The organism is Streptomyces sp. NPDC037290, from assembly GCF_055603245.1.
The window spans coordinates 1-10,821 of the sequence record NZ_JBVJVZ010000060.1 but is presented as its reverse complement, the minus strand read 5'-3'; the positions used below and the strand labels follow the sequence as shown (position 1 = coordinate 10,821).

Below are 10,821 nucleotides of genomic sequence, written 5' to 3'. Positions count from 1 at the left end.
CCGAGGCCGAACAGGCCCACTACGATCACCACCACGGCCCCGTCCGGGCCGCTCATCCAACAAACTGAGTCCCCGGACACGCCGGGGTGGTTCAAACCGTCTCCACGCGGTCCTTCGCGACTTGTTGCCTGGTGGCGCCCCCACACGGCTGTCGGCAGAGAAGGCCGCGACTTTGATGAAGAGCATCTGGCCGGCCACTGCGACGGACCACTGCCGCCGGGACATCGCTCGTGATCTGCTGGCCGATGCGCAGGCTTGACCGGCAGGTCAAGGACAACGAGGCCCAGATGCGCGATGCCCTCGCTGCCGCACGAACCAGCCTGACGGCGCTGCCCGGACTGGGCACTGTGCTGGCTGCGAAGCTCCTGGGCCACGTCGGGGACATCAGCCGCTTCCCGACGGAACACCACTTCGCCAGCTACGTCGGCAGTGCGCCCTTGGACGCCTCCAGCGGCAAACGGGTACGCCATCGGCTCAACACCGGGGTAACAGAGCCTTGAACAGCGCGCTTCACATCATTGCTGTCTGCCAAATCCGCAACGATGGGCGCGGTCGGGAGTACTACCTCCGCAAGATCGCCGAAGGAAAGACACCCGCCGAGGCGCGCCGAGCCCTCAAACGACGCCTCTCCAACGTGGTCTACCGGATCATGAAACGAGATCAGCGAGTTCAACTCGCAGCAGCTGCTTGACACACAGAGGCGCTAATCAACGGCTCTGTCTCACATCCGGTGGTGACGGTGTGTTGTTGATATCACTGTCTGTACGGATCAGCCGTTGGTGGGCGCCCTGAGCTGGGGGTTTGTCGGCCCGCACCACGGACCTCGGGGGTGACCGTCCCGGACTCGGCAGACATCCGGCAGCCGAGGCGACACCGCGCTCGGATGCAACGAGAGCCGATTGGCCTGCAGAGTTTCCGGAACGTCAGCTTCATGGGTGCGGCATGACTCTGCGTTACCACCGGAGGTGAGCCAGATCCGCTCGTTTGACAGACCCCATCGCGCGCGTTCTGGGTCTGTACGGTCTTCGGTGTAACTCCTGATCATGGAAGTAGCACCTGATGAGCGACGTGACTGTCTCTGCTGAGGCGGTTGAAGAGGTCCGGCCGACCGAGTTGCCGACGGATCTGCTGGATGACCAGTTGATCGGGCAGCTGGTCGACCGAGCCCGCGCGAGCGGCCTGCAGCTGACCGGTGACGGCGGGCTGCTGCAGCAGCTGACCAAACGCGTGCTGGAGTCCGCCCTGGAAGGCGAGATCACCGACCACCTCGGCTACGAGAAGCACGACCCGGCCGGTGCCGGCAGCGGCAACAGCCGTAACGGGGCCCGCTCCAAGACCGTGCTGACCGACGTCGGCCCGGTGGAGATCACGGTGCCGCGTGACCGCGACGGCAGCTTCGAGCCGCAGATCGTCAAGAAGCGGCAGAGGCGCCTGACCGGCGTCGACGAGATGGTCCTGTCGCTGTCCGCGCGACGTACCCTCGCACGACGCGTTCAGAACCTGACCGCTGAGCACGCCGCTGTGACTGCCGAGTTGGACACCCTGGTCACACAGCTCAACCCTGGCCTGCGTGCCGCCTACGGCGTCGGACCCGACACCGCAACGCAACTGCTGATCACCGCTGGCGACAACCCTGCCCGCCTACGTACCGAGGCATCCTTCGCCGCCCTGTGTGGTGTCGCCCCGGTTCCGGCCTCCAGTGGCAAGACCAGCCGTCACCGGCTCTCACGCGGCGGCGACCGCGCGGCGAACGGTGCCCTCTACCGCATCGCGCTCGTCCGCATGCGCCGTGACCAGCGCACCCGTGACTACGTGGAGCGTCAAACCAAGGCCGGCCGGACAAAGAAGGAGATCATCCGGTTGCTCAAACGCGCCATCGCCCGGGAGATCTTCCGTCTCTTGACCACCGCAGTCGAGGTTCCCGAGATCGCGGACCTCAGGCCCACCCGTCAGGCCAAGAACATCGCACTCACCGCCGCAGCGAGCCACTTCGGAGTCTGGCCCGCCGTCATCTCCAACATCGAACGGGGACTCCGCCGCCACGACGCCTTCGCTGACGCCTATCGCAGCTGGCTCTCTGCCGCTTGACCAACGATAGGAGCATCAAGGTCATGGACGGTTGGCCGAGTGGCAGAACCGGCCGCTGGACCCGGTCTATCCGGTGATCTTCATCGACTGCGTGCACGTCAAGGTGCGGGTTCTGTCGACGATCTTGTGATCCGGACGGTTGAGCAGACTGTGCCGGCTGTTCGCGATCATGCATCGGGTGCTCTCGTGATGTGCTCCTGGAGTTGTTTCCGTACCTGTCCGCGCTGCTGATCGAAGAGGTCGAGCGATGGCCGGACAAGGTAGTACTGCGGGCACGAGCGCGGTCGACGACGGGGGCCTGCCACTGCGGTCATAGCTCGTCGCGGGTGCACGGCGGGTATGTACGCACGCTACGTGATGCCGCTGTGGGCGGTCTCGGTGTAGTGATCGAGTTACACGTACGTCGCTTCCGCTGTGAGAATCCCGCCTGCCCGGCAGTGACGTTCGCCGAGCAGATCGCGGGGCTGACGACTCCGCACGGCCGCTATACCCCTTTGCTGAGCGGGCTGTTGATGCAGATCGGGTTGGCGCTGGCCGGCCGGGCCGGGGTCCGCCTGGCGGCCGCGGTCGGCATAACCGTGGGCAAAGACACCCTGCTGCGGATGGTCCGTGCCCTGCCCGAGCCGGAGATCGGCGAGGTTGAGGTGCTTGGTGTCGACGACTTTGCCTTCCGCAAGGGCCGCCACTACGGCACGGTGCTGATCGACATGGCCACCCACCGGCCGCTGCATCTCTACGACGGCCGCGAGGGCGAGGACCTGGCCGCCTGGCTCCAAGACCATCCCGAGGTGAAGGTCATCTGCCGGGACCGCTCCAGTGGTTACGGGGAGGGCGCGCGGGTCGGAGCGCCGCAGGCCCAGCAGGTCGCGGACCGATATCACTTGTGGGCCAACCTCGGCCAGGCGGTTGAGAAGACGGTCAACGCCCACCGCTCCCGCCTGACAGATTCGCTTGCCGGAGCGACGGCCCCGGCCACCCGGATACGGAGCCCGAGGTGGTGCAGCCGTCGAAGGAGCTGAAGATCGTGACCCGGCTGCGGGAGCAGCATGCCGCCGCCCACGAACTGTGGGCCCAGGGGATGTCGAAGGCCGCGATCGGCCGGAAACTCGGGCTGCACCAGGCCACCGTCCGCAAGCTGGTCAACGCCCGCTCCGCTGATGATGTCGTCGCCAAGAGCCTGCAGCGGGCGCATGTCGTCGACCCGTACATCGGCTACCTGCACCGACGCTGGAACGAAGGCATAAGAAATGCCACACAGCTCCACCGGGAGATCCAGGAACTCGGCTATCCCGGAGGCGAGTTGGCCGTCCAACGTCATCTTCGGCGCTACCGCACCGGGCGCGGACACGCACCCGCCGTCGGCCCCAAGCCTCCCTCGGTCCGCGAGGTCACCTCATGGATCATGACCCATCCCGAACACCTCCGCGACGGCGATGCCGACAAGCTGCATCGCCTGCGTGAGCGCGACCCCGAACTGGACCAGCTCACCGGACACGTCAGGAAGTTCGCCGTCATGATGACCGCACGCCAAGGCGACCGGCTCGAGGAGTGGATCGCCGACGTCGAGCACGACACCCTGACTCCACTTGCGGGCTTCGCCCGCAACCTCCGCCGTGACTTCGACGCCGTCCAGAACGGTCTGTCCCTGCCACATAGTTCAGGCGCCGTTGAAGGCAACATCAACCGGCTGAAGATGCTGAAACGCCAGATGTTCGGCCGTGCCGGCCTCGATCTCCTTCGCAAACGCGTCTTGCTCGCACGGTGACACCCGCCCCACTGGATCACAAGATCGTCGACAGAACCAAGGTGCGAGATGGGCAGGTGGCGAACCGGCCCATCTACGTCGCACTCGCGGTCACGGTGGACGGCACACGCGACATTCTCGGCCTGTGGGCCGGCGACGGCGGCGAAGGCGCCAAGTACTGGCTCCAGGTCCTGACCGAAATCAAGAACCGCGGCGTCGAGGACGTGTGCATGGTCGTCTGCGACGGGCTCAAGGGCCTGCCCGACTCCATGTCGGCGGTCTGGCCCCAGGCGGTAACCCAAACCTGTGTCGTCCACCTGATCCGGGCCTCGTTCCGCTACGCGGGCCGCCAGGACTGGGACAAAATCTCCCGCGCGCTCAAGCCGGTCTACACGGCTCCGACCGCGAGCGCGGCGGAAGACCGGTTCCTGGAGTTCCAGGAAGAGTGGGGCGCCAAGTATCCGGCAATCGTGCGGCTTTGGGAGAACGCCTGGGCAGAGTTCGTGCCGTTCCTCCAGTTCGACACCGAGATCCGCCGCGTCGTCTGCACCACCAACGCGATCGAGTCGGTCAACGCCCGCATACGAAAAGCCGTCCGGGCCCGCGGGCACTTCCCGAACGAGGCCGCAGCCCTCAAATGCGTCTACATGGCCGTCATGAGCCTCGACCCCACCGGCCAGGGACGCAAACGCTGGACCATGCGTTGGAAGCCCGCCCTGCAGGCCTTCGACATCGCCTTCGACGGCCGACTCTCCGTCGGCCGCCGCTAACTCACACCACCCGAGTTACACCATTGGCTGGACAGGCCCTGGACGAGCTCTACCCCGAACTCCCCGAAGGCGTCCCCGCGCTCCCCAACACCACGAACACGCCCACCAGATGATCTGGCTACACCATCACGCGGGACACGATCCAGAAGGGCCACCCTGCGCGCGTAACCAGCTACATGCGCCACATCGCGTGTGAGATACAGCCACGTCCGGCCGACCTGCACGTATGCGATATCTGACAATGCCCTCGTAGCTGTTCAACGCGTTCACGCCTTCGCGCCGCACGGGGGTTGCGCTCTGATAGGCGCCGCACGTTTCATCGGAATGGTCGGCTCGGGCTCGAAGCCCGGGCCGCTGCTCTGGCGCTCCGGATGGCCCGTAGGCGGGGCTCGTCCTGCTTGCCTCGACCCCCTCGCCCTGGGAGCAAGACGTGATCACTTCGGTATACAGAACTCGGGTTGTCACAGCCATCGCGGCGATACTGCTCGCCGTCGCTTCCCTGGTAGCTGTCGGCACCGGACCAGCTCGCGCGGCTGCGTCGGACGTCAACTGCCCCGCCGGTACGCAAACGGTCACCTACAATCCCGGCCTGACGCTCCAGGCCCGGCCGACGCAGCTCACCATCACTCGCTCCCTGGGGACGTGCGTCTCCTCCGACCCGACAGTCACCACGGGCACGAACACCGCCTCACCGGTCCTGACACTCTCCTGCCTCACCGCGACGTCGGCCTCGAGTACGACGCTCACCCTCACATGGTCCAACGGCAAGAGCAGCGCCATCTTCCTCAACTTCGAGGTGAACAACATGGGCGGGCAGACTGTGGCCACGGGAACAGGCTCGGTGACGTCTGGACTGTTCAAGGGTGATTCAGCAGCCGTAGTGAACACGACAGAAACCCTGAACACTCTGGACTGCGTCGGTGATGGGATCACCAGCGTCTCCGGCACATTCACGCTGCAGTTGACCTCCGTCTAGTGTCGCGTGAGTCTCTTTGGTCACTCATCCCGCGCTGAAGGTGCTCGTCAGCAGCGCGCACGAAGCCGAGCGGAATGACTCCAAATCACGAGACACTAGCTGTGTTTTCGGCACGCCGCCGACGCAGAGAAAGCCTACGGGTGCGCGCGTTGCAGATTTATGGCCCGCGCCATCGCTCACTCTCACACCACACCGACAGAATGGAAAGCAATCGAAGCTGGACCCACTCCGCAAATCCATGAAGGAACGTGAATGACACTCGTGTGCAGGCCTGCTGTGACACTGCCTGAATTCGTTGTTACGCAGGCCCAGACGCAAGAGCTCGGGCGTCGACTCTATGCAGGACACCCGCACCTGGAACAGGTCCTCCGTATGGTGCGCAATACAGGCGTGAAGAAACGCTATCTCATACGCCCCGTTGACGAATGCGTCGAGCATACCGGCTTTGCTCACCGTAATTGGCTGTTCGAGCGGCAGGCAAAGGAATACTTGCCGGAGCTGGTGTCCCGAGCCCTGACTCAAGCAGGCGTGGGAGCCGAGGAAATAGGACTCGTCACGCTGGTGTCCTGCACGGGTTTTATGATGCCGTCACTCACCGCATGGCTCATAAATACCCTGGGTATGCGTCCGGACACGAAACAGCTGCCCATCGCTCAGCTCGGGTGTGCTGCAGGAGCGGCAGCCTTCAACAGTGCGGCTGATTTCTGCGATCTAAGGCCACATCGGAATGCTCTCGTTGTCGCTGTAGAATTCTGCTCACTGTGCTACCAACCGACTGACACCGATATAGGGAGTCTGATATCCAATGGGTTGTTCGGAGACGCCCTGGCCGCGACGGTGCTCCGAGGAGACAATCAGGGTGATGGTCTACTCTTGCATGACCGCACCTCTCACCTAATTCCCAACACTGAGTCCTGGATCTCCTATGATGTTCGTGAGACCGGATTCCATTTCCGTCTGAACAAAGGAGTAGCCACCGTCATCAGGGAGGCCATGCCGGCCATCAGCAGTTTCATCGCCAGACAAGGCGAAGACTTGGCCCACCTAGATCAGTACGCCGTGCACACCGGCGGTCCACGTATTTTGGACAGCCTTCACACCCACGGCGGTGTGGCCCCGGAAGCGCTGCGGCTGAGCCGAGAGAGTCTGGAAGACCATGGAAACATTGCCTCCGCCTCCGTGTTCGCAACGCTGGCCCGGATCGCAGACTCCGTCCCGGCTACCGGCGAACGGACCCTCGTAGCGGGGTTCGGCCCAGGTATCACAATGGAACTCGCCTACGGCACCTGGCAGTCCACGACTACCGGCGCGCTGTCGACGACCCATGAGAGGCGCGGTGAACCACATGGGCTTCGGTAGGTACTTCGACGAACTGGCCGTCGGGGAAGTCATCACGCACTGGCCTGGCAAAACGGTCACCGAGTACGATCACCACGCCTTTTGCCTGCTGACCATGGTGCGGCACCCGATTCACCTCGACCACCACTGGGCCAGCACGGCTACCCGCCACCAGCAACCTCTGGTAGTCGGGTCCTACATCATGTCTCTACTCATCGGCCTGTCCGAGCAGGAGACCTCCGGCCGGGCTCTCGCCCATCGCGGCTTTGAACACATTCAGCACCTTGCTCCACTGATGCATGGTGACACCCTCTACGCCGAGAGCGAAGTGCTCTCGAAGGGAGACTTCCCAGAGAAGCCGAACAGAGGCTTAGTCACCTTTCAAACGCGCGGTAGCAATCAGTACGGCGTGCTTATTATGAGCATGGAACGGACTTTCGTCCTGCCTAAGGTCAACAGGTCAGTCGGCATCTGACTTCAAGGAGGAGGATGCTGCAAGGCGTTGTCAACTTGAGTGGGGGTCTCGGGACTGGGAAGATCGCCGGGTTTGTTGGTCGGCTCGGGAGGGGTCCGTTGTGGGGGCCGAGGCGCTGGTGTCGTATCGGGGGTTCCGGTTCCCGGCGGAGGTCATCTCCCATGCGGTGTGGCTGTACCACCGCTTCCCACTGTCTTTCCGTGAGGTCGAGGAGATGCTGCTGGCCCGCGGGATCATCGTCTCTCACGAGACGGTCCGGCAGTGGTGCGAGAAGTTCGGGCCCGAGTACGCCGTCGCCTTACGCCGGCGTCGGCCGCAGGCCGGCGATAAATGGCATCTCGATGAGGTGTTCATCAAGGTCAACGGGGTGCGGCAGTACCTGTGGCGGGCGGTGGACCAGGACGGCCATGTGCTGGACATCCTGGTCCAGTCCCGGCGGGACGCGAAGGCCGCGAAGCGGTTCATGGTCAAGCTGATGAAGAAGCAGTGCCAGGTGCCCAGGGTGCTGGTGACCGACAAGTGCCGCTCCTACGGGCCGGCTCACCGGGAGCTGATGGGCTCGGTGGAACACCGCTCCCACAAGGGGCTGAACAACCGGGCGGAGAATTCGCACCAGCCGACGAGGCAGCGCGAACGCGCCATGAAAGGCTTCCGCTCACCCCGGTCAGCCCAGAAGTTCCTCGCCGCGTTCAGTCAGATTTCGCCCCATTTCCGGCCCCGCCGTCACCTGATGACCGCGTCCGAATACCAGGCCGAGATGACCACCCGCTTCACCGTCTGGGACCACATCACCGGCGTCACCACCCTGCCCACCGCAGGCTGAACCACGGCTGCCATCCACCCCAACGTTGCCCTGCCACACCCTCAACAACCACCAGCCCCGATAAGTTGACAACGCCGTTGGCCGCAGTGGTGATGACCTTGAACGGGGTGCCTCTGCCGTCGCAAATCAGATGGTGCTTACTGCCCGTCTTCCCGCGGTCGACCGGTGACGGACCGGTTGCTTCGCCCCCTTTTTCGCGCGGATGTGTGAGGCATCCACGCAGGCCCGGGACCAGTCCAGCTCGTCGGCTGCGTGCAGCTCGGCGAGCAGGAGACGGTGCAACTGGTCGAAGACACCGGCCTCATGCCACCGGCCCAGTCGGCGCCAGCAGGTCTGGCCGGAGCCGAACCCCAGCTCCAGCGGCAGTAGTTGCCAGCTCACGTCGTTGTAGAGCACGTACAGGACGCCCTGCGCTCACCGGCTTCGGGCCGGGCGCCTTCTGCGGCCAGGGCGGCAGCAACGGCTCGATCAGCGCCCACAAGTCGTCGTCCACGATCCACGGCCGGTTCCCCACACCTCACGAACAGCGGAATCGCCGTACTGGTCACGGTCGGCCAGCACACATCCACAAGATCGTGTTACGAGCTCTAAGGGATACCCTCGAACGGTTGAATATTGCGGTTGGGTTTGGGATCCTAATTGGGCGTCTTCTATGATGTATCCCTAAAAGGGTGAGCATGGAAAGGGGGCGGGCCATGGCCCTGTATGCCTTGGGTGCCCATGTTCCCGGAATCCATCCAGATGCTTTCATTCACCCGGAGGCTGTTGTTATCGGGCGAGTGAGGGTGGCGGCCAAGGCAAGTGTGTGGCCCTGCGCGACACTTCGGGGTGACTACGGTGATGTCCTGGTCGGGGAGCGGACCTCGGTGCAGGATGGCTGTGTGCTTCACGCTGATTTTGACGCTGCCACTCTGATAGGCGCGGACTGCGTGGTTGGTCATCTCGCACATCTCGAAGGATGCACTGTCGAGGATGGAGCGTTGATCGGTGTTGCAGCCGTAGTGCTGAAAGGCGCGCGAGTCGGCACCGGTGCTCTTATTGGGGCGGGTGCGTTAATTAGGCCCGGTACACATGTTCCGGCACGCTCCAGGGCTCTTGGCGTTCCTGCGCGGATTGAGGTGGATTGCGTGCCAGAGGGCGCATTCAGCGCCGGCGCAGATGTTTATGTCCGTAACGCGGAGCGTTATCGAAGGGAGCTGAGGAGAATTGATTGAGGCAAGGTCGATTGATCCAGAGTCGATTATCTCCTCGTGCTTCCATTTCGGAGATTTGCAGCAGGCGTTGTCAACTTATCGGGGCTGGTGGTTGTTGAGGGTGTGGCAGGGCAACGTTGGGGTGGATGGCAGCCGTGGTTCAGCCTGCGGTGGGCAGGGTGGTGACGCCGGTGATGTGGTCCCAGACGGTGAAGCGGGTGGTCATCTCGGCCTGGTATTCGGACGCGGTCATCAGGTGACGGCGGGGCCGGAAATGGGGCGAAATCTGACTGAACGCGGCGAGGAACTTCTGGGCTGACCGGGGTGAGCGGAAGCCTTTCATGGCGCGTTCGCGCTGCCTCGTCGGCTGGTGCGAATTCTCCGCCCGGTTGTTCAGCCCCTTGTGGGAGCGGTGTTCCACCGAGCCCATCAGCTCCCGGTGAGCCGGCCCGTAGGAGCGGCACTTGTCGGTCACCAGCACCCTGGGCACCTGGGCACCTGGCACTGGCCCGGCTACGGAGCCGCCCTCGCCACCCTCCACATCACCACCGTGGCCGCACTGCCACTCCCGTCGCAGGACAGCTGCATGGGAGTGCTGACAATCTTCGATCCACAGCCCCACCCGCCAACGGCCGCCAACCTCACCGAGGTCGCTTCAGCCCTTAGCCATATCATGCTCCTCGACCCCGACGCCGACACCGGCCTGTACGGCGAAATCTACATCCGCCCAACCGTTATCCACGCTGCAGATATAGTTTCCACCCAACTCGGCCAAACCCAAGCCGACGCACTTGCACTCATCAAAGCCCGGGCATTCACCGAAGGGAAATCGACCGAGGAAATCGCCCAACAGGTCGTGCACGGAAACCTCAAACTCGACTGAATCAGACACACCCATGACGCCCAACATCGGCGGTGATCCACCTGACGTCACGAGCAAGCCTGACGCGATCATTGTCACGCTGATGGTTCCGGAAGGCGATACCCACCCAGGCCGAACGCAGCTGCAAGTACAGCAGGTTCTGTGAGCCGACCCGACCCATCCGGCCGACACAGCCACAACCGCCCCTCCACATACCAGCCTGTCGGCGGACAATGCAGTATCCAGCCCGCGGAATGCACATCCAATTGCCCTAAGCCGGCCAATTCTCCTCCAGCACCAGGGGCCACAAGCCACCAGGCACGGTCAGCCTCTGGAGCGGCGAGGACGGGCCCTCGCTGTGCTTCGCAGATGCGGTTAAGAGCACGCATGGTGGCAACCAGCCGCGCCTCGACAGCAAGCCACCACGCACCGGCAGCAATAGGCGCTAGACAGCCACTGAGCCTTTGCCAACTTGATGCGTGAGAAGGTCAGTTGGTTCGACATGTGAGTGAAGCCCCTGGTAGACGGGTTCACGACCAAGATCACCCGGTA

Annotated in this window: 9 protein-coding genes and 4 pseudogenes; 11 read left to right on the top strand and 2 right to left on the bottom strand. The window is 63.7% G+C overall.

Annotated features, from left to right (window positions below; translation table 11 throughout):
- Positions 1-230 precede the first annotated feature (230 nt).
- The 9 genes and pseudogenes from ACZ7HQ_RS43945 to ACZ7HQ_RS43905 all read left to right on the top strand — a co-directional run bounded on the left by ACZ7HQ_RS43945 (position 231) and on the right by ACZ7HQ_RS43905 (position 8,214).
- Positions 231-500 carry a transposase gene (locus ACZ7HQ_RS43945; RefSeq protein WP_471002867.1) on the top strand — a complete coding sequence of 90 codons (270 nt, stop codon included), beginning with the start codon at positions 231-233 and terminating at the stop codon, positions 498-500.
- Positions 501-1,059: 559 nt separating this feature from the next.
- Positions 1,060-2,088: a transposase gene (locus ACZ7HQ_RS43940; RefSeq protein ID WP_471002864.1), complete on the top strand. Its 1,029-nt coding sequence runs from the start codon at positions 1,060-1,062 to the stop codon at positions 2,086-2,088.
- A gap of 31 nt (positions 2,089-2,119) precedes the next feature.
- A pseudogene (locus tag ACZ7HQ_RS43935) lies at positions 2,120-2,197 on the top strand (transposase); the annotation flags it as partial.
- A gap of 82 nt (positions 2,198-2,279) precedes the next feature.
- Positions 2,280-3,853 (top strand): annotated as a pseudogene (locus tag ACZ7HQ_RS43930) (ISL3 family transposase).
- A gap of 38 nt (positions 3,854-3,891) precedes the next feature.
- Positions 3,892-4,602: pseudogene (locus ACZ7HQ_RS43925) on the top strand (IS256 family transposase); the annotation flags it as partial.
- A gap of 430 nt (positions 4,603-5,032) precedes the next feature.
- On the top strand, positions 5,033-5,578 hold the full coding sequence (locus tag ACZ7HQ_RS43920) for a hypothetical protein (RefSeq protein WP_471002861.1): 546 nt from the start codon (positions 5,033-5,035) through the stop codon (positions 5,576-5,578).
- Positions 5,579-5,830: 252 nt separating this feature from the next.
- Positions 5,831-6,937 carry a type III polyketide synthase gene (locus ACZ7HQ_RS43915; protein ID WP_471002858.1) on the top strand — a complete coding sequence of 369 codons (1,107 nt, stop codon included), beginning with the start codon at positions 5,831-5,833 and terminating at the stop codon, positions 6,935-6,937.
- Positions 6,924-7,391 (top strand): MaoC family dehydratase, encoded by a 468-nt coding sequence (locus ACZ7HQ_RS43910; RefSeq protein ID WP_471002873.1) that lies wholly within the window; start codon positions 6,924-6,926, stop codon positions 7,389-7,391. The genes ACZ7HQ_RS43915 and ACZ7HQ_RS43910 overlap by 14 nt, the downstream gene beginning before the upstream one ends.
- Positions 7,392-7,491: 100 nt before the next feature.
- Positions 7,492-8,214 (top strand): IS6 family transposase, encoded by a 723-nt coding sequence (locus ACZ7HQ_RS43905; RefSeq protein ID WP_471002855.1) that lies wholly within the window; start codon positions 7,492-7,494, stop codon positions 8,212-8,214.
- Positions 8,215-8,340: 126 nt separating this feature from the next.
- Here ACZ7HQ_RS43905 and ACZ7HQ_RS43900 read toward each other — a convergent pair whose 3' ends face one another.
- Both ACZ7HQ_RS43900 and ACZ7HQ_RS43895 read right to left on the bottom strand, forming a co-directional pair.
- Positions 8,341-8,616, bottom strand: a complete 276-nt coding sequence (locus ACZ7HQ_RS43900; RefSeq protein WP_471002870.1) for a transposase — start codon at positions 8,614-8,616, stop codon at positions 8,341-8,343.
- A gap of 951 nt (positions 8,617-9,567) precedes the next feature.
- Positions 9,568-9,894, bottom strand: a pseudogene (locus ACZ7HQ_RS43895) (DDE-type integrase/transposase/recombinase); the annotation flags it as partial.
- 99 nt (positions 9,895-9,993) lie between these two features.
- Here ACZ7HQ_RS43895 and ACZ7HQ_RS43890 point away from each other — a divergent pair.
- Positions 9,994-10,290 (top strand): hypothetical protein, encoded by a 297-nt coding sequence (locus tag ACZ7HQ_RS43890; protein ID WP_471002852.1) that lies wholly within the window; start codon positions 9,994-9,996, stop codon positions 10,288-10,290.
- A 13-nt stretch (positions 10,291-10,303) separates the two neighbouring features.
- Entirely contained in the window at positions 10,304-10,435 is a 132-nt protein-coding gene (locus tag ACZ7HQ_RS43885) for a hypothetical protein (RefSeq protein WP_471002849.1), read from the top strand.
- Positions 10,436-10,821: the final 386 nt, after the last annotated feature.